24 protein-coding genes are annotated in these 25210 nt (G+C 44.0%); 4 read left to right on the plus strand and 20 right to left on the minus strand.

What is annotated here, in order from left to right; all coding sequences use genetic code 11:
- Positions 1–52: 52 nt before the first annotated feature.
- The 13 genes from ACXHJ1_RS21075 to ACXHJ1_RS21135 form a co-directional block, all read right to left on the minus strand.
- Positions 53–967: a class I SAM-dependent methyltransferase gene (locus ACXHJ1_RS21075; protein WP_017428376.1), complete on the minus strand. Its 915-nt coding sequence runs from the start codon at positions 965–967 to the stop codon at positions 53–55.
- A 127-nt stretch (positions 968–1094) separates the two neighbouring features.
- On the minus strand, positions 1095–2033 hold the full coding sequence (locus ACXHJ1_RS21080; RefSeq protein ID WP_016821116.1) for an ArsR family transcriptional regulator: 939 nt from the start codon (positions 2031–2033) through the stop codon (positions 1095–1097).
- A gap of 218 nt (positions 2034–2251) precedes the next feature.
- On the minus strand, positions 2252–3187 hold the full coding sequence (locus ACXHJ1_RS21085) for a hypothetical protein (RefSeq protein ID WP_019687085.1): 936 nt from the start codon (positions 3185–3187) through the stop codon (positions 2252–2254).
- A 190-nt stretch (positions 3188–3377) separates the two neighbouring features.
- Positions 3378–4535, minus strand: coding sequence for an amidohydrolase (locus ACXHJ1_RS21090; RefSeq protein ID WP_457905180.1), 1158 nt, complete (start codon positions 4533–4535; stop codon positions 3378–3380).
- A 57-nt stretch (positions 4536–4592) separates the two neighbouring features.
- Positions 4593–5609: an LLM class flavin-dependent oxidoreductase gene (locus ACXHJ1_RS21095; protein WP_019687083.1), complete on the minus strand. Its 1017-nt coding sequence runs from the start codon at positions 5607–5609 to the stop codon at positions 4593–4595.
- A 16-nt stretch (positions 5610–5625) separates the two neighbouring features.
- Entirely contained in the window at positions 5626–6378 is a 753-nt protein-coding gene (locus tag ACXHJ1_RS21100; RefSeq protein ID WP_457905181.1) for an amino acid ABC transporter ATP-binding protein, read from the minus strand.
- Positions 6375–7085: an amino acid ABC transporter permease gene (locus ACXHJ1_RS21105; protein ID WP_016821111.1), complete on the minus strand. Its 711-nt coding sequence runs from the start codon at positions 7083–7085 to the stop codon at positions 6375–6377. The genes ACXHJ1_RS21100 and ACXHJ1_RS21105 overlap by 4 nt, the downstream gene beginning before the upstream one ends.
- Positions 7082–7861, minus strand: a complete 780-nt coding sequence (locus tag ACXHJ1_RS21110) for an amino acid ABC transporter permease (RefSeq protein ID WP_457905182.1) — start codon at positions 7859–7861, stop codon at positions 7082–7084. The genes ACXHJ1_RS21105 and ACXHJ1_RS21110 overlap by 4 nt, the downstream gene beginning before the upstream one ends.
- A gap of 76 nt (positions 7862–7937) precedes the next feature.
- Positions 7938–8789 carry a transporter substrate-binding domain-containing protein gene (locus ACXHJ1_RS21115; protein WP_126665648.1) on the minus strand — a complete coding sequence of 284 codons (852 nt, stop codon included), beginning with the start codon at positions 8787–8789 and terminating at the stop codon, positions 7938–7940.
- Positions 8790–8949: 160 nt separating this feature from the next.
- The gene (locus tag ACXHJ1_RS21120; protein ID WP_019687079.1) at positions 8950–9840 is read right to left on the minus strand and encodes a LysR family transcriptional regulator; all 891 of its coding nucleotides are present in this window, start codon (positions 9838–9840) and stop codon (positions 8950–8952) included.
- 107 nt (positions 9841–9947) lie between these two features.
- Positions 9948–10478: an NADPH-dependent FMN reductase gene (gene ssuE, locus ACXHJ1_RS21125; RefSeq protein WP_016821107.1), complete on the minus strand. Its 531-nt coding sequence runs from the start codon at positions 10476–10478 to the stop codon at positions 9948–9950.
- 17 nt (positions 10479–10495) lie between these two features.
- Positions 10496–11836, minus strand: a complete 1341-nt coding sequence (locus ACXHJ1_RS21130) for an LLM class flavin-dependent oxidoreductase (protein ID WP_457905183.1) — start codon at positions 11834–11836, stop codon at positions 10496–10498.
- A 29-nt stretch (positions 11837–11865) separates the two neighbouring features.
- Positions 11866–12135 carry a glutaredoxin family protein gene (locus ACXHJ1_RS21135; RefSeq protein ID WP_457905184.1) on the minus strand — a complete coding sequence of 90 codons (270 nt, stop codon included), beginning with the start codon at positions 12133–12135 and terminating at the stop codon, positions 11866–11868.
- A 270-nt stretch (positions 12136–12405) separates the two neighbouring features.
- Between ACXHJ1_RS21135 and ACXHJ1_RS21140 the strand changes: the two genes are divergently transcribed.
- Positions 12406–13275, plus strand: a complete 870-nt coding sequence (locus tag ACXHJ1_RS21140) for a DUF421 domain-containing protein (protein WP_107734171.1) — start codon at positions 12406–12408, stop codon at positions 13273–13275.
- Between the two features lie 120 nt (positions 13276–13395).
- Here the strand turns inward: ACXHJ1_RS21140 and ACXHJ1_RS21145 are convergent, their stop codons facing one another.
- Positions 13396–13725 carry an antibiotic biosynthesis monooxygenase family protein gene (locus tag ACXHJ1_RS21145; RefSeq protein WP_107734172.1) on the minus strand — a complete coding sequence of 110 codons (330 nt, stop codon included), beginning with the start codon at positions 13723–13725 and terminating at the stop codon, positions 13396–13398.
- A 131-nt stretch (positions 13726–13856) separates the two neighbouring features.
- On the opposite strand from ACXHJ1_RS21145, the gene ACXHJ1_RS21150 reads away from it, so the two are divergent.
- A complete protein-coding gene (locus tag ACXHJ1_RS21150; protein ID WP_107734173.1) occupies positions 13857–14723 on the plus strand; it encodes a LysR family transcriptional regulator in 867 nt (288 codons plus the stop codon).
- Here ACXHJ1_RS21150 and ACXHJ1_RS21155 read toward each other — a convergent pair.
- Positions 14720–15916 (minus strand): GTP-binding protein, encoded by a 1197-nt coding sequence (locus ACXHJ1_RS21155; protein ID WP_107734174.1) that lies wholly within the window; start codon positions 15914–15916, stop codon positions 14720–14722. The two genes, ACXHJ1_RS21150 and ACXHJ1_RS21155, sit on opposite strands and share 4 nt — an antisense overlap.
- Positions 15917–16099: 183 nt before the next feature.
- Between ACXHJ1_RS21155 and ACXHJ1_RS21160 the strand changes: the two genes are divergently transcribed.
- Positions 16100–17080: a DMT family transporter gene (locus tag ACXHJ1_RS21160; RefSeq protein WP_457905185.1), complete on the plus strand. Its 981-nt coding sequence runs from the start codon at positions 16100–16102 to the stop codon at positions 17078–17080.
- A gap of 67 nt (positions 17081–17147) precedes the next feature.
- On the opposite strand, the gene ACXHJ1_RS21165 is transcribed toward ACXHJ1_RS21160, so the two are convergent.
- From ACXHJ1_RS21165 to ACXHJ1_RS21185, 5 genes are all read right to left on the minus strand, one after another.
- A complete protein-coding gene (locus ACXHJ1_RS21165) occupies positions 17148–18122 on the minus strand; it encodes an aldo/keto reductase (RefSeq protein ID WP_016821099.1) in 975 nt (324 codons plus the stop codon).
- Between the two features lie 271 nt (positions 18123–18393).
- The gene (locus ACXHJ1_RS21170) at positions 18394–21069 is read right to left on the minus strand and encodes a YhgE/Pip family protein (RefSeq protein WP_457905186.1); all 2676 of its coding nucleotides are present in this window, start codon (positions 21067–21069) and stop codon (positions 18394–18396) included.
- A gap of 930 nt (positions 21070–21999) precedes the next feature.
- Entirely contained in the window at positions 22000–22629 is a 630-nt protein-coding gene (locus tag ACXHJ1_RS21175) for a sugar O-acetyltransferase (RefSeq protein ID WP_017428360.1), read from the minus strand.
- Positions 22630–22698: 69 nt separating this feature from the next.
- The gene (locus tag ACXHJ1_RS21180) at positions 22699–23712 is read right to left on the minus strand and encodes an MATE family efflux transporter (RefSeq protein WP_457905187.1); all 1014 of its coding nucleotides are present in this window, start codon (positions 23710–23712) and stop codon (positions 22699–22701) included.
- Positions 23696–24076, minus strand: a complete 381-nt coding sequence (locus tag ACXHJ1_RS21185; protein ID WP_457905188.1) for an MATE family efflux transporter — start codon at positions 24074–24076, stop codon at positions 23696–23698. The genes ACXHJ1_RS21180 and ACXHJ1_RS21185 overlap by 17 nt, the downstream gene beginning before the upstream one ends.
- Before the next feature lie 120 nt (positions 24077–24196).
- Between ACXHJ1_RS21185 and ACXHJ1_RS21190 the strand changes: the two genes are divergently transcribed.
- Positions 24197–25087: a helix-turn-helix domain-containing protein gene (locus ACXHJ1_RS21190; RefSeq protein WP_457905189.1), complete on the plus strand. Its 891-nt coding sequence runs from the start codon at positions 24197–24199 to the stop codon at positions 25085–25087.
- Positions 25088–25210: the final 123 nt, after the last annotated feature.

The following is a 25210-nucleotide window of genomic DNA, read 5'->3' on the forward strand; positions in this document are numbered from 1 at the left end:
CCTCTCAATCCCTAATAGTAGATTGAGAGGCTGTCTCTTATTTATTGTTATATTATTTTTTTATAGCATGGATATAATGAATCGTTTCGAATGCGGACAAATAATCTGCCCTCTCACCAAAGAAAAGGCTATTTATTGTATCCGGGGATAGATGTTCATAAATTAGTAAATCTGAAGCTTCTAACATTCCCTCAATTTCATCATAAGCAAAGCATGATTTCATGGGTTCTCCACTTACTGAAGCCATTTTTACCATATTTTCAACTCGATTAGACATGCCTTTCTCTTTAAAAAGGTTTTCATCTGCATAGTCAAAAACGATCGAACTCCCCGATGGGACCTTGGTAAACAAATGATTTATTAATCTTGAAATTTCCTCCTTAGTTAAATAATAAGAAACACCCAGAAGGCTAAAGAATGTTTTTTTATTAGCAAACCCTTCATCCAATAGATTGGAATACGAAAATGGATGGGCAAAGTCCATAGAAACCAGATGAAGATTGCTCGGTATTTTTAAATTTGCATGAGCTAACCTTTTCTTTTTAGATTCCTGTGTTGCTGGATGATCCATTTCAAATATTTCTAAGCTATTTTTCAATTCTGGATGTCGGAAACAAAACGTATCTAACCCGGCCCCTAGTATGACATACTGCTGTAATCCTAACCTAACTTCATTAAGTAATACTTTTTCACAATATGCAGCACGTGCTAAGGTCGTTGGAGAAAGTTGAACTTGTGTAATCCATTTTAAAATTTCATCCGGATCATCTTGGAACCTTTGCGCAATATCTTTATTGAAAAACGCTATTCCTTTAATCATATTCTCTCTGATATCTGAAAACTCATTTTGGGAAATTAAATCTTTAGCCATAAAATCATCAAAAATTTTGGGTGTGTCATGTTGACTATGATATGCTCGGCCAAAAGCTGATATTAAGGAAGTTAAACTAGACTCATTTGGCTTCATACATTGATCCTCCCATAAAAACAAAAATAAGATTCCCCTGGCCAGGAGAACCTTATTATAATATCAATATAATTAATTGTAAATTATAGCACAAATAAATAATTTTGTCAATGATTAATATTGCGACCTACCTTCGCTCCATATAACCAAGGATACTCCCATGCATCTCATCCACAGCCGTAAGCCGTGCACTGTAGCCAAGCAATGTTTCGCCATCAAAATGTGCATGAATAAAGCCAGCGGCACGGAGCTTAAATATATGATCATGCGTGATTCCCTTGGATAGCTTGAGATGACGGACAATCTCAATGAAGGTTCGCGGGGACTGGCTTTGGTACAAATATTTTAAAATCTTGAGCCTGCTCTTCTCCCCTAAACTTCGAATCATTCGGTATTCCTGTGGTGATAAAAAATCATCCTCCTGAACATATACTCCTGCGGAATAATGACATAACAAAAGTGACCCAAATCGATAAATAATATTCATCGGCTGAAAATGATATTGCGGTACCAGCAACACCTGCGTCAGTCCAGCGGAAGGCTCGAATCGGAAGCCATTAGTTATACGATCCACCCGCTCCATAGAACTATATGCGTTCTCCTCCCGTTTTCTGCATTCAGCTTCGAGTTCCAGGCCGCTAAGGATACTTGTATCCACGTGACGAAAATACTCCTCGTTCCAGCCGGATAGCAGTTGCAAAGCAAGTTTACGGAGGTTCTCCATGTCGTCAGACAGCGGAATCCCATAGGCTGATGCCTGTTGCTTTAGTTCCTGTAAAGACTGGCTTTCCAAACGATCCACGACCTCTTCAACGCCCCCCTGATCAGAAAGCATACATACAAGTCCATAAATAATTTTCCAGTCTGCATTGATTTCCATGGACTCCAGTAACGCGGACAGCCTCGGAGACAGCGTTCCACGCACTTGGTCCGCCCATCTGGATGCTATTAAATCTGTCTTCTTATACGCTTTACGACAAATAAAAGTGTGTAAGCTGCTGAGCAGTTCAAACACTGGTCCATATGCTACATGTACATCATAAGGAGCATTCACGTCGTGACTCATCGCTTTCTGTCCTCTTTTCTTTCATATCTGATGTCCATTATACATACTATCGTACATCCGTTCATTCTTAGTGATTCATTCATACGAAAATGAAGGCACAATACTGATGCAAAGCCAAAGTCAGTCCCATCCGAGTCAAACTGTTTATCTATAAAATAAAAAAGGTTGTCTCCCACCAAAAATCGCAGGAGACAACCTTTGAATACATACATTTTCTTTTAACGGGTGGGAAAACGAGAGGTGTCCTTCTTGACCTGGCTCCAGGTATAACGCAACATCCAGGTATCCCACTCTGTAATTTTAGGAGAATTTCCGGCCCACATAATCGTAGGCACAGGGAACCCTCCAGGTGGACGCTCGTGCTCTTCATAGAAATCAGGCAAGCCGAATCCATGCCCCATCTCATGCTCTGTGATCTGAACTTCATCCGAATTCAAGGTGCTCAGGATATAATCATCAGGCATACGTTGTCCCCAGTCACCACCGGCTCCACCCTGAAAATTAGACGTTCCCCATAAGTACATATCAAATCGCTTGTCCAGTCCCCCCGGATACGTATAGTTAGGGTCCATAAAATGTTCAAATCTCGACAGTGCATTAGGAGCAACCGGAAGTTTTGCCGGAATATTGGGGTCTGTTTTACTTAAGTCATCGGTAATCGTATCCGTGTAAACGATTTCATTCGATTGTTTGTTAAGAATCTGCGACGGATTGGCAACGGCCCAGCCTACTATTTTTACAGTAATATAATTATACGGCCAGCCGTCATATCCTTTTAGCTGCTTATTCCAGTTATTTATTTGGCGACTTAGCATGGAAGCCATATCTTTACGCTGCTGAAGAGTGATATTTTTAGAGGATTGCCAGCGTACTACATAATTTATCGTTCCTTTTCCCGCATAAATTTGATCAAAAATCAAATTTTTACGGTTGGTCGAGCCTTCTTTGACTATCCTATTCTTCCAAACCCATTCTACCGAAGGCTTAAATTTAGCAGGTATTTCAGCGGCAGCCAAGCTATTACTCGTTATTTCTATATTCGAGGTGCTTTCATAATCTGAGGCTGCTGAACCGACATTAGCTCCGCCAACCAGTAAAGAAGCAGCCATTACCAATGAAAAAGAAGCCATGATCATTCCTTTTTTCTTCGGCATTTTTCAACCTCCGTACCTGTTATTTTTACGAGCACATTCAAAATAACAAACGTTTATCTCTCACCTACACCCACTCTCAATTTTGAATTAAATAACAATTTTATATTATCATTGGAATAATATACCGTCAAACAAAAAGATCCCCTCTTCATAGAGAGGGGATCAGCATCCATAGAGTAGCGTTGTATTCCTACTCTATGGATTTCAACGCCGATTCAGCCAGTGAAGCTAGCAACTTCGCTGTTCCCGGCAGCGCGCGTTCGTCCAGATCAAAGGCAGGATGATGCCATTCCTGGCTTCCCGCAGTGCCGATAAAGACAAACACACCTGGGACGTTCTTCTGATAAAATCCAAAGTCCTCGCTTGCCGAGGAAGGTATAGGGCGAACGACCTCCAGACCAACCGCTTCGGCCGCCTGCACCGCGATAACAGCCAACTTACCGTCGTTCAGTACAGGTGGAGGGCCCTCAATCCAGCGAATGGTCGCTTTCGTGCCAAAAGCATCGGCTACGCCCTTGACGACCTGCTCGAAGCGTTCAGCCACCTGAGCTCGGACGTTCTCGTCAAAGGTGCGAATGGTTCCGTCCAAATGAGCGCGGTCCGGAATGATGTTCCAGGCATTGCCACTGTGCAGCTTCGTGACACTGATGACCGCGCTATCGAGCGGGTTAACGCTCCTGCTCACAATCGATTGCAGTGCCGTAATGATATGCGACGATACCACAATGGGGTCAATCCCTGCATGCGGAACTGCCGCATGTGTGCTCAAGCCCTCCACCTCAATGTAAAATCCGTCTGCCGCTGCCATTAGCGGTCCTTCTTTGATACCGACCGTGCCTACGGGCAGGTCTGGTTTGTTATGCAGGCCGAAGATGGCCTGTACCCCTGCCAGCGCACCGCTTTCCAGCACTTGGGCAGCGCCTTTGGCTTTCTCCTCGGCTGGCTGGAACACCAGTCGAACCGTCCCTTTCAGCTTTTGCTCCCGCTGCTTCAGCAATGCGGCTGCACCTAACAGGGATGCCGTATGAAAATCATGCCCACAGGCATGCATCTTGCCAGGATGTAGCGAAGCATAGGGCAATCCCGTCTCCTCCTGGATGGGCAGTGCATCAATGTCTGCACGAAGCGCAACCGTTGGACCTTCCTGCTGTCCGCCGATTTCCGCTACCAATCCGGTACGCAGCGGCACATCCAGAATCATTATATTCTGTTCTTCGAGCAGGCGGCGAATATAGGCAGTAGTTTCAACCTCCTCGTTAGACAGCTCGGGATAACGGTGCAGATGACGGCGAATTTCCACCAGCTTCTGCTCCAAAACCTGCTCCTTTGTCCCGGTTGATCCACTCATCCCTATTCCTCCTTTGTGAATCCATTATTGGCTATAACTTTCTTATGTCAATAGTATCTAGAACTGCACAGGCAATCCGGCAAAAGCCTCATGCAACAACTCGAATGAGCGCACACGCTTTTCGATATCCCGTATGCCTGTCGTCACGATCAGTTCATCAGCCTGATACTTCGCTTGTATATCCGTCAGCGCAGCATAGATTTCGTCTTTATTTCCTTTGTTAATTTGTGCTTCTGTAACTTCAATTGTATATTCTTCACCCGATTGCTTACCAAATTCCTCTGCACTTTCCAGCGCGCCCACCGTAGCCGTTTTGCCACTGGCCAGGTGAATCTTGTATAGCTTCTGCTCACCGGCCAACTCCGCTGCTTCCTTGGAAGTATCCGCCACAATAACCGATAGTGCAAAAAGAGCCTTCGGCTCACGTCCATAACTGTAATCGAAAGACTCCCGATACGTACGGAATGAATCCAGTGCAACCTGTTCACTACTATTAATAAATTGCGAGAAAACATAGGGCAACCCCAAACGCGCGGCAATGCCAGCACTGTCTGTGCTAGTGCCCAAAACATAAATATCTGCTGGTGTTTCTGGAATCGGATTCGCCTGTAATCCGGCGAGCGGTCCTTCTTCAGGCGGGATATTATGAATATAGCGGCTTACTTCATCAATTTTCTCTTCAAGAGAAGGCGCATCATGCACGTTGCGTTGTAACGCCTGTGTAGATTTCGGCAACCCACCTGGCGCACGTCCGATACCCAAATCTACACGTCCCGGTGCAAGAGAGGCTAGCACATTAAAGTTCTCAGCCACTTTATATGGACTGTAATGCTGAAGCATTACCCCGCCAGACCCGATGGTAATACGCTCGGTACGTGCTAATAGATGGGAAATAAGCACCTCTGGTGATGAGCCTGCAACCTGCTCGGAATCATGATGCTCTGATACCCAAAAGCGTGTGAATCCCAGCTCTTCTACACGCTGCGCCAGCTTAATTGTGTTGCGAAGGGCCTGTGCCGCCGTTTCACCCTCGTGTATAGGGCTTTGATCCAATACTCCGATTTTTATGCTCATTTTCTGCCTCTCCCGTCTAAATGGAATAGTTATATTCTGGTGTAATTCGCTTCAGAAATTGCTGGGTACGTTCCTCTTTGGGGTGATTAAAAATAGCGTCCGGTGTGCCTTCCTCGATAATATGACCACCATCCATAAAAACCACATGATTAGAAACATCACGCGCAAAGCCCATCTCATGTGTCACAACAATCATTGTTATGCCTTCCTTTGCGATTTTGCGGATCACCGACAGCACCTCACCTACCAGTTCAGGATCTAACGCCGAAGTCGGCTCATCGAACAAAATTACCTCCGGGTTCAGCGCTAAAGCGCGTGCGATGCCGACACGCTGCTGCTGCCCGCCGGATAGCTGGCTCGGATAATGATTCAGTTTTTCGCCGAGGCCAACCTTTTCCAGCACTTCAATACTGATTTTTTTGGCTTCCTCCTGCTTAACCTTGCGGACAACAATGAGTCCCTCCATGACATTTTCCAGCGCAGTTTTATGCTTGAACAAATGATATTGCTGGAACACCATAGCCGTCTTTTTACGCAAGGCCAAGACATCCTTCTTCGCAGGTCGCTTGCAGTTCACGGTAAAATCGCCAATGCTGACTTCTCCGTCATTCGGCTTTTCCAGATAATTAATGCAGCGTAGCAAGGTCGTTTTTCCTGAACCACTTGGTCCTAAAATAACGACAACCTCGCCTTTGTTCACGGTCAAATCAATGCCCTTGAGCACTTCATGCTTGCCGAACGACTTTATAATATTTTGTAGACGGATCATGATGCTCGACCTCCATTAAACACATTGATTTTTTTCTCTACCAAACCGGATATTCGCTCAATCAATACCGTCAAGCCCCAAAATAGCAGTGCTGCCGCAATATACACCTCTAAATATTTCCAGTTGGTGGATGCCAGAATTTCAGCCTGTGCCTGGATTTCCGTGACCGAAACCGTGAAGGCCAAGGTAGAGCCATGCAGCATCCCAATAACCGAATTCGTCAGGTTCGGCAAACTCACCACAAACGCCTGTGGAAATACGATGCGTCTCAATACTTGCCATGTCGTCATACCAACCGCATAAGCCGCCTCAATTTGGCCCTTGTTGACCGACTGGATTCCGGAACGGACGACCTCAGACATATAGGCGCCACTGGTAATGGAGAACGAAATGAGTGCAAATACCATATAAGGAACGTCTTTGGATTGCAGTGACCAACCGAAATGCTTCGCTCCTGCATCAATCAACAAGGGCAAACTGAAATAAATAAGCAGCAGATGCATCAGCATCGGTGTACCTCGGATAAAAGTAACGTAAGCGTGAGAGATTTGCGACAACACAGGAACGTTATAAATACGTGCCAACGCCGTTATAATCCCGATGACCAACCCTGCCAGCACGGAAACCACTGTAATGATTAAAGTGTTGGGCAACGCCGAGAACAATCCCAAAAAGGCGGTGTATACAAATCCAAAGTCCAGACTCATATGCCTTTACCTCCTTTACTCAGACGAGGACTTCTCAGGTAACGCACCACAAAACCTTTTCGTTTTGCGGGCTCTTTCTGTACTGAATCTCTATGCTCATGCCGGAGAAGCGTATTTTCCAGCACCTTGAATAATTTTTGTACAATCAGACTGATCACCAGATAGATAAGAGACAACGCGATATACGTTTCAACAAAATGCTGGGTAGCCGAGCCTAATGTTTGCGATTTTCCTGTCATCTCCATCGCACCGATGGTAAACGCCAGCGAAGTATCCTTCAAATTACCAATGACCAGATTGGAAAATATGGGAACCACCACAGCCAGCGCTTGTGGCAAGATGATACGTGTAAAAGTCTGATAGCCTGACATGCCGACTGACTGTGCAGCCTCGATTTGTCCCCGATCTACAGCTCCTACACCAGACCTGATAATTTCAGAAATAAAGGCTCCACTGTTGAGCGCATAGGTCGCTACAGCAAACCACAGCACATCCCACCTGGAGGAATTGATATCCACCAGCTTTAGTAGCTCTGGCAGGCCGTAATACACCAGAAACAATTGAATTAGAATAGGGGTTCCACGGAAAAAAGAAACATACACCTGAGAAACACGTTTGAGAAATGGAATGTTATACATGCGAGGCAGCGCAACCAACAGACCAATGATCAGTCCCAACACAAGCGAGCTTGCCACAATAAACAAGGTGATGTGCAAATAGGACAGCATTTTCGGGATAAAGCTAAAAACATAATCAATATTGAACTCTCTGCTCATATGCCTGCCTCCTTTCTATACATCAGCGGTCAGAATACATAAAGTACCCTGACCGCTGAAATGTCCAAGTCTGTCCTTACTTCTTACTGCTGGAACCTTCTTTTTTCACATCCTCCAGGGACTTTGTGAAGTCCTCTCCAAGCCATTTGATGCTCAGCTTCGACAACGTGCCGTCGTCCTTCACTTCCTGAATGGCTTGGTCCAGGTCATCCGCCAATCCTTGCTCATTTTTGTTCAGTACATACAGCACATCTGATTGAGTCAAAGGATCACCGACGGTTTTCAGAGCTACTTCTCCTTTTTCATCGGTGTTAAAACGGTTCGCAAAGTCTGTCGTAATGGTCGCATCTATACGGCCGCTCGTAATTTGTTGCACCGTATCATTGGCTGCACCACTCGTATATACGATATTCAGAGCATCCCCGTGGGTTTTGTTATACTCTTTCAGCACATACGCCGCATTACTGGTTGGACTGGTGAGTACCTTTTTCCCTTTTAAATCATCAATGGAATGAATGCTATTATTATCCTTCGCTACAGCCACTCTGTTCAGAAAAATGCTATACGGATTTTTATTGAACAGATACTTGGCTTCGCGTTCCGGGTTTTTCTCCATTTGATGCGATACCAGATCAATCTTGCCGGCATCGAGACTGAGCAGCAGATTTCCAAAATCCATCGTTTTGAATTCAAACTCGTATTGAGGCAGGCGCTTGTCCAGCTCCTTAATCAGCTCCACATCAAAGCCTGTTAAATTTCCATTTTCGTCAATAAAGCATACATTTTTAAATTGAGTACCTGTGCCTACGATAATTTTCTTCACGTCTCCGCTTGAACCTGACGCACTAGACGTGTCATCTGAGGAACCGCAGCCTGCCAACACCAGAATGATTGCCATAACAGACAATATTGCAAACCACTTTTTCATATGAATCCCCCTCATCTCTTTGCATATCAGCAGTTTGCGACATACATGGTAGCTATAACATTTGATATTTTATAATTCCTATAAACTTAATTGGTTTTAGGATGTGATTAATTTAACACTTGGAAATCAATACGTCAATCCACCAACCTATAGAACTTTTCTATAACAAAACAGCCTCCCTGAAGCCTTCTGTCAGTGCATCTGCAAAATCCGAGGTCACTGCGCAGTCTTCTTTGGCCGCGATTATGCTAATCTGCATAGATACCCCAGCCACCTCTGGAACATGAATGCGGAACAGCTTTTGATCCTTCACTTCACGGTTCACACAGACATCCGGTAAAAAGGCAATGCCCGCCTCTTGCAATACCAGCTTTTTGGCCGTGACCACATTGTCTACCTGAAAAGCTATATCCGGTGGCTGCTCCAGTGATTCAAAAGATCGATGAATCCTCATCCAATCTAATGATCCGCATTCGAAAAACACCAGTGTTTCACGTTGGATATCCTGTATGCTAGCCTTACCTGTCTTCGTAAACGGGTGGCCTTCATATACATACAGGGAAATCGGGTCTTCATAAAAGGCAAGCGTACGAATAGCCGGATGCATCACTTTACGGACAAAACTAATGTCTACCTCACGGTTCAACAGCTTATGTACCAGTTGATCCGTCGTAGCCGTCACAATTTTGTAGTTGATTTCCGGATACCGAGCACGAAGCTGCTTTAATATTTCAGGAATAATGTAGTTCGACACCGATATCGTGCAGCCGATTCGAATTTGCTGAGGGGCTTTCTTGCGCTGTTGAAGCTTTTGCTTCCCTTTTTGCAGCACTTGGAGCATCTGCTCCGCATAAGGAAGGAACTTTCGTCCATCCTCGGTCAGAATCGTTTGTTTGCTTTGACGGTCAAATAACTTACACTCAAGCTCGCGTTCCAGCGTCTGAATCCGGGCTGTGACAGAGGGCTGTGACAAGAACAACGCTTCTGCCGCCTTATTAAAACTTCCATAATGATTCACGTATACAAAGGCTTCCATATTCTCGATATTCATACGCAAGTCCCCCAGTAAGTTTTATATACATTTATCCAATGAGTTAACTTGGTTTTTTGTATCATAAAACTCACTGAACGACCTGTCAATGGAAATATTGAAAATATCTATAACTTTAACAGTTCATTTAGTTCTTTAACCGAACGGTCCAATCGTACAACCAACTCTTCGGACAATCCATATGCTCCACCCGGCAGGCGCTCGACCCACTGATCCACCGCATACACCCCACCAAGAATATGTCTTCCCCCCAGCGCGTTGAGCACCGGCTTCAGGGCGTAGTCAATGACCAGCAGATGGGCCAGTGTACCGCCGATAAATAAAGGCAAGACAGGCTTCTCTCTCAGACCTTCCTGCGGAACCAGATCCAGAAATATTTTCAATAGCCCTGAATAGGCGGCTTTATATACTGGCGAAGCCACAATGACGGCATCTGCGTCTGCAAGCAACGCAAGCGATGCTGTGACGTCGGGACTATTAAAGTTAGCTTTGATCAAATCCTCAGCTGGCAAGTCGACCACATTCAGTAATGTAACCTCTGCTCCAGCCTCCCGTAACTGCTCAGTTGCATAGTGAATCAAGCCGTACAAACGGGATTGTGTAGATGGACTGCCTGATAGGATGACAACCTTGGACATCTCATTCTCTCCTTCTGTTATGCGTCAACTTTCACTTTGGATCTGGCTGCTGTATAACGATTCTCAGGAATCGGTACGCCCAGGTTTTCACGCAATGTGCTAAATTCATAATCCTGACGGTAAATACCGCGCTCCTGCAAAATAGGCACAACTAGATTTACGAAATCATGTAGGCCCGTTGGCACGTCGGAACCGATAATGAATCCGTCTGCGCCTTTTCCTTCAAACCACTCTTGCACTCGATCCGCCACCTGCTCAGCATTCCCAATAAAAGAGGTTCTCGGCGTAGCTGAACGCAATGCAACCTCACGCAGGGTCAAATTCTGCTCTTTGGCTGTTCGTTTGATTTTATCTGTACCACTGCGGAATGAATTACTGCCAATACCATCAAGCTCAGGGAATGGCTCATCCAGCGGATATTGTGAGAAATCATGATGATCGAAAAAACGGCCTAAATATTTTAACGCAGCCTCGATCGTTACTAGATTGGTAATCTCCTCATACTTGCGTTCCGCTTCCTCTGGCGTACTGCCGATAATCGGCGAAATGCCTGGCAAAATGACAATATCCTCTTCTGATCTGCCATAGCGCACCGCACGTTCCTTCACATCATGGTAAAACTGCTGCGCTTCCTCCAAGGTTTCATGTCCTGTAAATACAGCATCCGCTTCCTTGGCAGCCAGGTTTTTGCCATCTTCTGAGGAACCCGCCTGGAAAATGACCGGCTGTCCCTGCTTGGATCGTCCAATGTTAAGCGGACCCTGCACAGAGAAAAACTCACCTTTGTGGTTCAGTGTATGCAGCTTGTCGGGATCAAAGAATACGCCGGCTTCCTTATCACGAACGAACGCATCCTCTTCCCACGAGTCCCATAGTCCTTTGGTAACCCGCAAATATTCATCGGCAATTTTATAGCGCTGTGGATGCGATGGATGCTCCCCTTTGTTAAAGTTAAGAGCAGAACCTTCCAGCGGGGAAGTCACTACATTCCAGCCTGCACGACCCCCACTAATATGATCAATGGAAGAAAACTGGCGTGCTACCGTGAACGGTTCGCTATAGGAAGTCGACAATGTGCCGACCAGTCCGATATGCTTCGTCACCCCAGCCAAAGCAGACAAAATCGTAATTGGCTCAAAACGGTTCAGAAAGTGAGGAATGGATTTTTCGTTAATAAACAAACCGTCTGCGATAAATACGAGATCAAACTTCCCTTCCTCTGCCTTTTGCGCCTGCGTTTTATAAAATTCAAAATTAACACTGGCATCCGCCGGTACATCAGGGTGGCGCCAAGTCGTCATGCTTCCCCCAACACCGTGAATTATCGCACCCAATTTAATCTGTCTATTCTTAGCCATGGCTCTTCCACCTCTCCTGAATATAATTGTTATACCGCTTGGTTATAACTTTCCAGCACTTTACCCAGCTTTTCCAGATCCGGGTTAAGAAGTGCTTCATATTTGTTATCTCTGCCTACCTCTACGACAGGAACATAGCGAATACCATATTTGGTCTCCAACACATCACGCAGTGCATCATTACCGTCCACTTGGATATTTTCATACGGCTGATTTTGGGATTCTAGGTACGATTTTATCTCTCCACAAAAATGACAGCCGGTTTTGCTCCACACTACAACTTTAGGTTTGGACGACATATACATACCTCCGTGAGTTTAATGTTTATAATCCCGATTGATTAAATAAGAATTATACTTATAATGTATCCTTCCCCCTCTTCTCCGTCAATCGCTTGTGTAATAGACAATCCTAATTCAACGATAGAAAATTTTAATTTTGCATTGTATTTTACCGCTTTTGGCATCATGGATATTTAAATTTAGAGGAATTGAAGTTTAAATGAGCCTTGACGCGGATATCCTTGGAATATTAGCGCCCTTGCGGCGGAATGAAATGGGGTTGGACAAATGCAGGATTGGGCCGAGGTTGCTATACGCACATTAATGGCTGTCGCTATATTATTTTTGATCACCAAAATTCTTGGAAAACGTCAGGTATCTCAGCTTTCCTTGTTCGAATATATAACAGGAATAACGATAGGTAACCTGGCTGCTACCATTCCTATGGAACGTGAATCCACTTGGTATCTTGGCCTTATAGCCTTGTCAGTATGGGTACTGACAACACTTGGCATCGAATATTTGCAAATAAAAAGCAAAAAAATCAGAGATATATCAGATGGAAGGACAACAATCCTGATCAAAGACGGCAAAATTTTAGAGGATAATCTGAGAAAAGAGCGACTCACCCTGGATGAACTCATGGAACAGCTTCGAAGCAAGAATGTATTCAAAGTAGCTGATGTAGAATTTGCTCTTATGGAAACTAGTGGCGAAGTTAATGTGCTGTTAACCAAAGACAAGCAGCCTGTGACGCTTAAGGATCTGAATATGCTGCAGCTACCGGAGAAGGAACCTACAGCAGTCATTATGGATGGACAACTTATGGAGCAACAAATGGCATACATGGGGATTACTCAGCAATGGCTGGATGCCAAGCTAAAGGAAAAGAGTCTAACGGTCAAAGATGTGTTTTTTGCCCAGGTGGACACACAAGGAGAACTATATATTGACCAATATAGCGATAATGTACAACAATCCAAGGTACAGGACTCTAATCAAGCCGTGCTGACTCTATTAGAACAGTGCACTACTGAACTGCAAAAGCTCGCATCTGGCTCCAGTGAGCAGCAAAGAAAACAACTATACGAACAATGCTCACAAAGTTTGAAAGAAGCTATACAGGAGATGAAGCCAGTAAATACATCTAACTCCTGAGCATATACACACAAGCCCGTAAGAGTATAAACATGGAAGCAAAAAAAGGAGCGTCCTGCCAGCCGTTTATGGCCTGGAAGACGCTCCTTTTGTTTTACAGAGCCAGAGCGCATTTCATGTTTACACTGTAAAAAAATAATCTCGTTCTACCTTGCTCACTCTTAAACCGAATGCTGTATACCACTCGGATTTCCCTTTCTCCTGTGCTACCTTGTGCAGCTCGTTATCCTTCCAATGTTTTATAGCGTCCAAGGACTCCCAATAGGACACTGTGATGCCCACTCCGTTTTGGTCACGAACACTTTCCACACCTAGAAAGCCAGGCTGCTTGGCAGCCAGTTCCACCATTTTGTCCCCCATCTTTCCATATCCACCATCCCCTTCCGTACGTTCAGAAGTAAAAATAGCTGCATAATAAGGGGGCTGTGGTGTCTTTGCAATTGAACTCATAGGTACCTCCCAGAAATTAATGATTAATCGGCATTTTTCTCAAGTTCGATTATAACCACAAAGCTGAGATAAAAAAAATGAATATATATGATACTATGTATGAATATATTTCATTCTAAGTTGGAGGACACATGAATTTGTTTAAATATAAGGTCTTTCTTAGCGTAATAGAAGCAGGAAGCTTTACCAAAGCAGGAGAACTTCTCAATCTTACACAATCCGCTATTAGCCATGCCGTTTCCGCTTTGGAGCAGGAATTGGGCCTGACTCTTTTAATTAGAGGACGTTCAGGCATTCAATTGACCAGCAACGGAGAACGTCTGATGAAGCATTTCAGAGAAGTCATACAAATGAATGAAAAGCTGTATCAAGAGGTCGCCCTCATCAAAGGATTGGAAACCGGAACTGTAAAGATAGGCACATTCTCAAGTGTATCCATCCATTGGTTGCCTGGGATCATCCAAAAGTTTAACGAGCAGTTTCCATTTATTGAACTAAAGTTGCTCGACGGGAACTACCATGACATTGAAAATTGGATAGCCAGCGGAGAAGCTGATTTTGGCTTCGTTAATCTGCCTACTCTCGATGGACTGGAAGTATTACCGTTAAAAAAGGAAAGAATGCTGTGCATACTTCCATCTAATCATGTGCTTCGGGAGCAAACAAGCATACGTGTGGATCAGCTTCTCCATGAACCCTTCATTATGCCGGCTTCAGGCTGTGACACAGATGTACAGAAAATTTTTTCCCAGCATAAACTTGTCCCGAAAATCAAATATGAATTAGAAGATGATCATGCCATTATGGCTATGGTGCAAAATGGCCTGGGCGTAAGTATCCTGCCCGAAATGATTTTAGTTCAAAACCCTTATGAAATTTGTATTCGGCCCTTGGATGGACCATATTTCCGTTCCGTTGGTATCGCTACTGTCTCCTTAAAGAACCTGGCTCCAGCCGCCAAAAAGTGTATGGAGTTTATTACTGAATGGATCAACTAGTTTCTTCCTGTTGGCCAAGGCAACGGATTCTCAAAGCTGGACCAGTCCATTTCCATTTCGCTATCGTTCAGCAGACATTCATCTAGCTCTTCTTCCAAGTTCAGCCGATTCATTCCGATACCAATCATAACGATTTCGTTCAAGCGGTCTCCCCATTGCTCATCCCAATGGTCCAGAACCTCAGGGTTGGCTGCGACGATTTCCTGCTGTTCTTCTTCTGGCAACGCCGCAAGCCAGCTTCCCGCTGGACCAAATTGAATAGATGGCCCTGCCTGGCTGATACTCGCTGCCCAATCCTGGGGGGCTGCAATCCAGGCCAAACCCTTGGCGCGAACGATTTCCTCCGGCCAGTAGCTCATAAATTCTGCCAATCTTGCAGGATGGAACGGTCTTCTGCGGCGATAAACAAAGGAGTTGATTCCATATTCGTCCGTCTCCGGTGTGTGGCTTTCCAGTTCCAGCTCGCGAATCCATCCAGCGGATTGACTAGCTTTGTCAAAGTTGAACAGCCCCGTATTTAAAATGTCCGTAGGCGTGACCTTTCCCTTGAAGGTGCGAATGATTCGGGCTTCAGGCTGCAATCTCCGCAGCACACCCTCCAGCTTGTCCAGCTCTGCGGGCTGAACCAGATCGCACTTATTCAGAATCAATACATCACAAGTTTCAATCTGGTCAATTAGCAAGTCCGAGATATCACGTGTGTCATCTTCTCCAGTAGCCTGCTTGCGATCCAGCAGCGTTTCTCCTGATTCAAAGTCATGCCAGAAACGGTTCGCATCGACTACAGTCACCATACAATCCAGTTTTGCCAGCGAAGCTAAATCAATGCCTGTTCCTTCATCAGCGTATGTGAAGGTTTGAGCGATGGGTACGGGTTCACTGATGCCTGTAGATTCGATTAATATATAATCAAACTCACCTTGTTCCGCCAGCTTCTTGACCTCAAGTAATAAATCTTCACGCAATGTACAGCAAATACAGCCATTAGACAACTCGACCAGTTTTTCTTCTGTTCGGGACAAGCCGCCCTCTTTCTTAACCAGCTCGGCATCTATATTCACTTCACTCATGTCATTAACGATGACTGCTACTTTCATTCCGTCTCGATTGTTTAATACATGATTCAGAATCGTCGTTTTTCCTGCACCCAAATACCCGCTCAACACGGTTACCGGGATTGGTTTCTTATTCATTGCTGGTGCACTCCCTTTAATATTGGTTTATTATTGTTTTAATCGTAATTATTACTATTAAATCAGCATTCAGAAATATACATTATTCCTTTTGCTTTGTCAACTGTAAAGAAACTCTTGAAATGAATGATCTTGAGTCATTAGTATGAGAAATAACGACACTTAAAGAATTAGGAGAATGCTATGCGCTCAATCTGGTTAGGTGTGTTTGCAGCTTTCTTTTTTGCTTTTACATTTGTTCTCAATCGGTCTATGGAGCTGTCTGGGGGAAGCTGGATCTGGAGTGCTTCGTTACGTTATCTGTTTATGGTTCCTATGCTGTTTGTCATTGTCATGGCCCAGCATAAGCTTAAGCCTCTGTGGAAAGTTATGAAGGAACAACCGGGAAGGTGGCTGTGGTGGAGCTTCATCGGATTTGGTTTATTTTATGCTCCGTTATGCTTCGCATCGGCATATTCACCAGGTTGGTTGATCGCAGGAACTTGGCAAATAACCATTATTTCCGGTTCTTTGCTTGTTCCTTTATTTGCTGAGGTTGTCCATACGGAGAACGGACCTGTCAAAGTACGAGGAAAAATCCCTATCCAAGGACTATTGATGTCTCTGATTATTTTAATCGGAATTATTGTGATGCAGGTCGAACAGTCGCAATCTATTTCTACTCAAGATTTTTTATTCGGTATATTGCCTGTCATACTGGCTTCTTTCGCATACCCTTTAGGTAATCGTAAAATGATGGAAGTTTGTGCGAGGCGGTTAGATGCCTATCAACGTGTGCTCGGAATGACTATAGCCAGCCTGCCTTTTTGGTTATTGCTTTCGTTATACGGGGTTTTTAGCACAGGATTGCCAAGCAAGGATCAGACCATACAGTCTGCTCTGGTGGCCGTGTTCTCAGGGGTCATTGCTACGGTTTTATTTTTTAAAGCTACAGATCAGGTACGTGGAAATATGCAAAAGCTGGCCACAGTAGAAGCCACACAATCGCTGGAAGTGCTTTTTGCACTAATGGGGGAATTAATCTTTTTGTCTATCCCCATCCCATCTGCTTGGTCATGGCTGGGAATGTTCATCGTCATCCTTGGTATGAGTCTGCATAGCTATGTATCACATCAAAAAACGACTGTTCAGCAAATACGATCTAAAAAGGCAGATTCCGTTTAATGCAAAAGCAGCAGATCATAGAAGAGGCTTCTGATCTGCTGCTTTTTGCCGATTTATGATCAATCCATTACCAAGCGTAGGCTTCTGGTGCAGGTTTTCCCGGACCCGGGAAAATCTCATCCAGCTTGGCAAGCACATCTTCACTTAATTTAACCTCAGGTACCCGCAGCGCATCCTCTAACTGTTCTAATGTACGTGGTCCGATAATTGGAGCCGTCACGGCCGGATGAGATAGCACCCAAGCCAGGGCAATCACGTCTTCCTTTTCGCCCAGCTCGCGGGACAACGCTGCAAATTGCTCCAGCTTCGCACGATTCTGCTCTACCTTTTCCTTGGCACGTGCGCTGCGGGAACCAGTACCTGCTAATGCATTGCGTCCCAGCAGTCCGCCCGCCAACGGACTCCATGGAATCACACCCAGACCCAGCTCTTGAGCTGCCGGTAATACTTCAAGCTCAGCTGAACGTTCGTTCAGGTTGTACAAATGCTGCTCCGATACCAGTCCCAGAAAACGCCGTGCCTTCGCTTCGGCCTGCGCCACCGCAATGTGCCAACCCGCAAAATTACTGGAACCGATATAGCCAACTTGTCCCCGATCCACCACGGACTCAAATACGCCCCATAGCTCATCCCATGACACGTTGCGGTCAATGTGATGCATTTGATATAGCTCTATATGGTCTGTTTGCAGACGTTTCAGCGACGCATCCAAATGACGGCGAATTTTGTATGCAGATAAGCCCGATCCTGCATTGGGCCCGTCATTTTCATTTTTCATGTCTCCATATACCTTGGTCGCCAATACGACCTTCTCGCGTCTTCCACCACCCTGTTGGAACCATCGTCCGATAATTTCTTCTGTCCAGCCTTTACGGTCATGGCCATATACATTAGCCGTATCAAAGAAGTTAATGCCCGCATCCAGCGCGGCATCCATAATTTTAAAAGCATCCTTTTCTTCAGTTTCCGGTCCGAAATTCATTGTGCCTAGACATAACCGACTAACCTTCAAGCCTGACTTTCCTAAGTATGAATATTCCATACTATCTCCCGCCTTTGCTTAAGGATTTTTTTAAATTCCGAAAAATTGCATAAAAAAAGACCATACCCACTTCATTCACCAGAATAACCCCCTTTGAAACACCCCAAAATGGATTTGAAAAGGTGGATAGCGCATGCAAAAAAGCCTCCGTACCATGCCGAAGCATTACATGCGGAGGCCACCCCTACATACTACACGCCGAATGTTAAGAAAGTGACTTTACGGCGGAGCCGCTCACCTCAGCCACCGTAACTCACTCTCTTTTTAACAATCAAGGAATTAATTTTGTTTCTTTCGCTCGCTCTGCCATTTTCTTCGTATGCTTGCTGAGCGGCTTCTTAAGTACTAATCCAAACAGGAAGCAAATTCCGATAAACACAAACAGCATCACTACATCTCGTGTTACCGTTGAAGGCAACATTCCTCCTACCGTTTCCCGTAGTAGACTAACCGCATAGGTGAACGGTACGAACGGATTCAGGGTCTGAAAGAAAGCTGTACTCGTCGCAATAGGAAATGTGCCCCCTGAACTGGAGAATTGGAGCACCAGCAGGATGACTGCCAGACCCTTCCCGATATTGCCGAACACCGAAACCAAAGTATAGGTCATGGCCGTAAACACTAGACTGATCAGCATAGAGGAGAGTACAAATGCTACTTTGGCATCCACATATGTTCCCAACAGGAACAAATCACCGAGAGATACGCTCAGCGCCTGAAAAATACCAATTGTAGAAAACGTCATGAGCCGTCCAAAATACACCTGGTAGCTTTTATATTGACCTTCCGGGTCATCCACATCTACCCTGAACATGGAGACCAGCAGCATCGCACCTACCCAAATCGATAATGTAGTGTAAAAAGGTGACATCGCAGAACCATAGTTAGGAATCGGGTATATCCGCTCCTGCTTCAGTGATACCGGACTACCGAGGAAATCACTTTCCTTTTTTACATCTCCCTTAAGCAACGCAATAGCTCTTCCGAGGGCATTTTCGCCCTTAAGCTTACGGATCGTGTCTGCTGCCTGACGTATGGAATCCTCGGCAGCAGGAAGATCGGTTCTGACAAAATTGGCTACCTGGTGTACCGCTTTTTCAGCTTCAGGAAATTTGTTTTCAATCAAATCCGCCATTTTAACAAACTGTTGTTCCGCTTTCGGCAAATCATTACGTACAAAGTCTGCCGCCTGATGAATTTTACTTTTAACCGTTGGCAAATCGTGCTTCACGAAGTCTGCTGCTTTGTTCACAGCATTCGTAAACTCGTCCATACGTCCCTGAATCGTCGTAGCGGCTTCATGCAGCTTTTGGCGATATTGTGGCAAGTCCTGCTGGATACGTGTTAGCTCTTGCTGGCCGAATTCAGCTGCGGCCTGTGCATCATTTAATAGCTTATCAATATTCGGGAGCTGCTCTTGAGCTGTGGTCAACACATTGGCAGAATTGCGGGCAACAGATTTGATTTGATCCAGCGCCTTTTGAATGGCAGGAGCATATTCCGTATCATAATTGTCCAAAATGCTGTCAATTCCGCTACTGATTTCTCCTGCAAGGCGGTCAGCATCATCCAGCAGATTTTGGGCAGGCTTCTCACCACGCTGAATAGCATCCCCAATGCTAGTGACCGTGCTATTCAATCGGCGGAAGCGATCCTCTACCCCGTTTACCCGGGAAATAAGTGAATTCAGTGGCTGGCTAGGCAAATATCCGTTCACACGGTTCAGCAGTTGAGAAATATGGTCCAGCACACCTACGGCAGTCGTGAGCCTACCGCTAATCCGATTCGCCGCAGCTTGTGCTGCTTTAGGATCAAAATCCACACCACGAATGATGCCTGTAATCTGTGAAACTTCATTCGCAATTTGTTGCACCAGCTGTAAATCTTCTTTAACTATGGTTCCGATCGAATCAAGCGCACCTTCGTTTTTATCCAGAAAGTCAAGTATACCAGTTGTAAAATCCTTGCCTGTACCGGCTATTTTCTGTACTTTCGGCAGTGCTGTCCGGGCAGCATTAATGACCTTTAGGGCCGTTTGCGTGTCCTCCAAGGCGGTAGCGAGTACACTTTCTACCTTATTGAAATTCTGATCCAGCTCAACAATTCGATCACCGGCTTTTTGAATATCGGGCAGTTTTTTTTGTATATCCAAAATAACTGCGGCCACCTTGTCCAGCTCAGGCAGGTTTTTGTCAATTTTAAGCACTAGGTCGCCAGCACGGTTGATTTCAGGGATTTTTTTCTTCAATGCAATGATCTTTTGGCCCTGAGCCTTAATTTTCGGTAAATTCTGCTCCAGCTCTAATGCCTGCTTACCCAACCGATCGATATCAGGCAACCGATTATTCACCTCCAACACCCGATTTTCAATGTTGCGAATCGTCGGCAACTCCTCTTCCAGCTTTACTCCGGCTTCCTTTAATTTCGTCAAAACCGCCTGGCTGGCCGTTTCAATAAAGTTTTGGCTAATTTGGTTTGTCAGAGAGGTTGCCCCTGAAGAAGTAATTTTCGGAGCGACCGCGTTGATTTTTTCATTCACAGCATAATCAATCTCCGGCTTCTGCGGATTTTCTGTAAGCACACTCGTAATTTTCTCTGAAAAATCTTTTGGGATCAGCAGGCTGGCATAATAATCACCGTTCAGCACCCCTTTTCGCGCTTCCGCTTCATTGACAAAAGTCCAACCCAGCTTCTTGTTATTTTGAAGGCTATGTATAACCTCGTCGCCGATATTAATCTTTTTACCATTTACCTCAGCACCCTGATCTTGGCTGGTTACTGCAATTTTAATACCTGATGTATTCGCATATGGGTCCCACATTGCTTTCAAATTCACCCATGCGTAGACGGAAGGCAAAAGAATGATGCCAATGACTAATAAAGTCCCGGTCGATACTTTGAATACATTTTTCCAGTCTGTTAAGTAGATTTGCCATATCTTCCGCAACTTCACCACTCCTCATATGTACATTAACCTATCGTCCAGTGTTGTATGCACACGTATTGTAAACGATTTGAGCGGCTGAAGCGAATGTAATAAACGAACTCCATTTGCAGGCATAGCCTCCAGCGAATAAAAAGCACCCTATTTATTGATTTGGGGACTGCCCCCCATTTGTGAGACAGGGATCAAAACATTGGTTCTTCGCCTTTTCGATACCACCTCATTCATGTTTGTAGCTGTGCCTTATTCTTTATTCCCAATTGCTCCATAACCTCTCTTATCGAAACTCTTGCCAATCTCATTTCAATAGCTTTCATCTTTGTTTCTAAGGATAACTCACTCTCGTTGCCAACGTAAAAACACCTCCAAGGTTATCTTCATATCTTACGACATGGCTTGATTCTCTTGAAGGTGTTTTGATTTGTCTCACGTTATGAGGGCTGTTCCTCTTAAGCTGAAGGCAGTTCTTTCTTTAGTTTGCGTCTTAGTTTATATTTTGCCAGCAACATATAAAGAGACGGTACCACAAATAAAGTCAGAAGTGTAGAAAACAGCAAACTGCCAGTTACCGCGATTGGAATCATGCATCCGACCACGTTGATCGGTTGCCTTTTAAGTTTTATTGAGTTATCGTCTCCCGTTAGCTTAATAATGCATTGCTATCGATTTGATACAATATGCTGATCATTTTGATGCGCATCTTCATTAAAGTAATGTTCAAACTGTTTTTCCATTTTATCGGCTACCAAGTTTGTGTGGCGTGAATGCACAATTGCTGTAATGACAAAATAAAGGGAAACTATTGTTAGAAAAAAATAAAGTATATTCATCGAAAAACCCCTCTCCAGAAGGTAGATGACCGAAGATTGTATGGTTCCATTTGACTTTATGTGAGCTGCATTTTTATTTTATAAAACTATTGGTCACTTTTTCTTACCATTCAACCTGATCAAAACGCATGTCTTTATAGTAGAACTCTCTATCATGATCCGTAATCTCACGAAGAACTCTGCATGGATTTCCAACAGCTATTACATTCGCAGGGATATCCTTGGTTACCACACTACCAGCACCAATTACACTCCCTTTGCCAATCGTGACTCCTGGAACAATAATCGCTCCGCTCCCGATCCATGCCCCATCCTCAATGACCACTGGTAATGCAAACATCCCGCCTTCTTTGCGCTTTTCTGGATGTACAGGATGATTCGTTACAGCAATCGTTACATTCGGGCCAAACATGACATCATTACCAATCGTAACTTTATAGTCGTCAACCACGGTTAGATTGAAATTGATATATACATTATTTCCTACGGTCGTATTTGAACCATAAGACATGCGAATTGGCGGCTCCATCCATACATTTTCTCCAATGCTTGCAAAGAGTTGTTTCATTAACGTTTTGCGCATTTCAACATCATCCGGATGCAAATTATTAATTTCATAGCATATTGCCTTACCACGCTGGCGTGCTTTCGCCAACTCTGCAGCCTCTTTCGGATAATTAGCATCGTGATCTGTAAATAATTGTTTGCTAGCCATTCGTTCTTGGATATTCATGCAACATTCTCCCTTATAAATGCTTGTATTTATTAGAGTAAATTGCATAACCCTTAGTTATGATCAGGTTTATGCAAAGTTTCTAGTTATGTTGTTAAGCCACTTAAACTGTCGATATCGAATAAAAGCAATGGGTAATTTAATCATCTCGTCTAAGCTGATGACGATATACAAAAAGATAGGCGGCACTTGCCAAACAAAAGCACATAGGTAACTAAGCGGCAGAATAATAAGCCACATGACAACAGTGTCGCACCAAAATCCAAATTTGGAATCCCCACCAGCCGTAAATATACCCGCTATAGTTGTGGAGTTTAACGATTTAGCCATACAATAATACGCACTAATGTAAAGCATTCCATCTAGGTAACTTTGAGCAATTGAATTCAAATTGACGATGGAGTATACCAATGGTTTAATGAACAGAATCGTGCAGGCTGCAATAACTCCAAATATCAAAGCATAAAAACACATTTTGTTGCCCGCATGCTTTGCCTTCTCGATGTCACCCTGTCCCAAATACTTTCCAACAAGTACAGAGCCTCCAGTAGCTATGCCTCCACAGAGAACAACTGCTAGGTTTTTAACTACAGACGCTATCGAGTTAGCTGCTACCATATCGGAGTTCACATGGCCAATAATTGCAGCCGTAGCGGTAAGAGCTCCTCCCCATACAATATAATTCCCCTGTACAGGCAGAGTATATTTTAAGAAATCTTTTAATAAATTTCGTTGAATGCCATCACGTACAGGCAAACGAAAACGAATGCCCCCCTTGGTTACGGAGTGAATCATACAACATACTAGTTCAATAATCCGTGCTAAAACCGTGGCAAGAGCTACTGCGGAAATGGCCAGTTCGGGTCTTGATGGGAATAAAATAAAAATGCAAAAGGCATTGAACAAAATGTTTAAGATCAAACATAAGGAGCTAATCCATGCACTGAGTTTTGCATTTTCCATACTTCTAATCACACTGAGATACATCTGCGATATTCCCATCACGAGATAAGAAAAGGAATTCATTTGTAAAAACTTTGAGCCATATTGAATCAGTTCAGTATCATTAGTGAATAAATACATAAGTGCCTCTGGAAGAAAGAAGGAAGTCAAAAAAAAACAAAATGGAGATACAAAAGGAGAACATGCAAGCAATACTAAGAATGCGCTGTATGGTTGGTAAATCCTCCCTTCCCCAGTATTGCGCAGTCAGGATACTTGCCCCCGCTGACATCCCCATGTAAAACAATGTTAATGCAAAAGTAATTTGCCCTGCGAGTGATACGGCTGACATTGCAGATTGACTAATCATACCCAGCATAAATACATCAACGGATATCACGGTTGCTGATATTAAATTTTGTAATGCAATGGGAATGACGAGCATCATTAACTCTCGATTAAAATCACGATTGCCAGATCCTCTAAATTGTATACGGTTTCTCACCTATACCCTGTCCTCTCGTTGATTTCCGCATTATAAGAATAGGATATTATTATTGTTATTTCCATTAAAATTGGCTATAATTTTATAAAAATCGTATATATTCAAAGGATGATTTTGTTGATGACAAATTTAGAGGTGTTTTCCGATTTATCAGAACGTTTGAATTATAATATTCCTGATTTACCACTTTACGTAAGAAAGGGAAGCCTTCATCAATTTAACAATCATACAGCAGTAGCGCATTGGCATGTGGACGTGGAGTTTATCTACGTATTAAAAGGAGCGATGGATTTCTCTGTTAATGGAACTATCACTCGATTGCATCAGGGAGATGGACTTTTTGTGAATAGCCAACGCTTGCATTTCGGTTATTCTCTTGCAGACCACAACGATTGTTTATTCCTTGTCATCGTCATTCATCCCTCTATCCTTGGTGTGAAGCCTTCATTTGTTCAAACATACTGGGGGGATAAGTTTAGTTTAATGATGGATGATTTTGTCGTGCTTACAAATCAGATTGATTGGCAGCAAAGAATATTACTTTCCATTCAAGAAATCTATCAGGAAATGCACAAGGATCATACTCCTCCCAACCCGCTTCGTCTGGCATCACAAGCTTTATCTTTGTGTGCTACTATAGGGGATCATTTGCAACCCATTTCTGGGCAATCTGGAGTATTGACACATGTTCAGGAAATGACTCGTTTCATTCATCAAAACTATGATCAAAAAATAACTCTTGAGGAGATCGCATCTGCAGGAGCCGTTTGCAGAAGCCGTTGCTGTACATTATTTAACAAATATGTGGGCCAGACGCCCAACAACTATGTCACTCAATATCGCCTTCAAAAAAGTTGCGAAATGTTAAAAGAAACACGAAGATCCATTAGTGAAATCGCACTTGCCTGCGGTTTTCAAAGTGCTAGCTATTTTTCGTCCATTTTCCATAAACAGATGGGTGTAGTTCCGCAAAATTATCGAAAACAAGTTTCGAATAACGATTCAACTTGAATGGAAGTAATACAAGCCGATTTGAAATCATCTGGATTACAACAGTCTTTCAACTCAAATATTATTTTGTCAAAAGCGTAATATAGAAATTCAAACAATAAGGAGTACGGGCACTGCAACTCA

The sequence above is a fragment of the Paenibacillus sp. ALE2 genome (assembly GCF_054113385.1).

Bases quoted from the DNA above. Each gene is read 5' to 3' on its own strand.
- ACXHJ1_RS21075 (WP_017428376.1), bottom strand. From the start codon at position 967: ATGAAGCCAAATGAGTCTAGTTTAACTTCCTTAATATCAGCTTTTGGC.
- ACXHJ1_RS21080 (WP_016821116.1), bottom strand. From the start codon at position 2,033: ATGAGTCACGACGTGAATGCTCCTTATGATGTACATGTAGCATATGGA.
- ACXHJ1_RS21085 (WP_019687085.1), bottom strand. From the start codon at position 3,187: ATGCCGAAGAAAAAAGGAATGATCATGGCTTCTTTTTCATTGGTAATG.
- ACXHJ1_RS21090 (WP_457905180.1), bottom strand. From the start codon at position 4,535: ATGAGTGGATCAACCGGGACAAAGGAGCAGGTTTTGGAGCAGAAGCTG.
- ACXHJ1_RS21095 (WP_019687083.1), bottom strand. From the start codon at position 5,609: ATGAGCATAAAAATCGGAGTATTGGATCAAAGCCCTATACACGAGGGT.
- ACXHJ1_RS21100 (WP_457905181.1), bottom strand. From the start codon at position 6,378: ATGATCCGTCTACAAAATATTATAAAGTCGTTCGGCAAGCATGAAGTG.
- ACXHJ1_RS21105 (WP_016821111.1), bottom strand. From the start codon at position 7,085: ATGAGTCTGGACTTTGGATTTGTATACACCGCCTTTTTGGGATTGTTC.
- ACXHJ1_RS21110 (WP_457905182.1), bottom strand. From the start codon at position 7,861: ATGAGCAGAGAGTTCAATATTGATTATGTTTTTAGCTTTATCCCGAAA.
- ACXHJ1_RS21115 (WP_126665648.1), bottom strand. From the start codon at position 8,789: ATGAAAAAGTGGTTTGCAATATTGTCTGTTATGGCAATCATTCTGGTG.
- ACXHJ1_RS21120 (WP_019687079.1), bottom strand. From the start codon at position 9,840: ATGAATATCGAGAATATGGAAGCCTTTGTATACGTGAATCATTATGGA.
- ssuE (WP_016821107.1), bottom strand. From the start codon at position 10,478: ATGTCCAAGGTTGTCATCCTATCAGGCAGTCCATCTACACAATCCCGT.
- ACXHJ1_RS21130 (WP_457905183.1), bottom strand. From the start codon at position 11,836: ATGGCTAAGAATAGACAGATTAAATTGGGTGCGATAATTCACGGTGTT.
- ACXHJ1_RS21135 (WP_457905184.1), bottom strand. From the start codon at position 12,135: ATGTCGTCCAAACCTAAAGTTGTAGTGTGGAGCAAAACCGGCTGTCAT.
- ACXHJ1_RS21140 (WP_107734171.1), top strand. From the start codon at position 12,406: ATGCAGGATTGGGCCGAGGTTGCTATACGCACATTAATGGCTGTCGCT.
- ACXHJ1_RS21145 (WP_107734172.1), bottom strand. From the start codon at position 13,725: ATGAGTTCAATTGCAAAGACACCACAGCCCCCTTATTATGCAGCTATT.
- ACXHJ1_RS21150 (WP_107734173.1), top strand. From the start codon at position 13,857: ATGAATTTGTTTAAATATAAGGTCTTTCTTAGCGTAATAGAAGCAGGA.
- ACXHJ1_RS21155 (WP_107734174.1), bottom strand. From the start codon at position 15,916: ATGAATAAGAAACCAATCCCGGTAACCGTGTTGAGCGGGTATTTGGGT.
- ACXHJ1_RS21160 (WP_457905185.1), top strand. From the start codon at position 16,100: ATGCGCTCAATCTGGTTAGGTGTGTTTGCAGCTTTCTTTTTTGCTTTT.
- ACXHJ1_RS21165 (WP_016821099.1), bottom strand. From the start codon at position 18,122: ATGGAATATTCATACTTAGGAAAGTCAGGCTTGAAGGTTAGTCGGTTA.
- ACXHJ1_RS21175 (WP_017428360.1), bottom strand. From the start codon at position 22,629: ATGAATATCCAAGAACGAATGGCTAGCAAACAATTATTTACAGATCAC.
- ACXHJ1_RS21180 (WP_457905187.1), bottom strand. From the start codon at position 23,712: ATGTATTTATTCACTAATGATACTGAACTGATTCAATATGGCTCAAAG.
- ACXHJ1_RS21190 (WP_457905189.1), top strand. From the start codon at position 24,197: ATGACAAATTTAGAGGTGTTTTCCGATTTATCAGAACGTTTGAATTAT.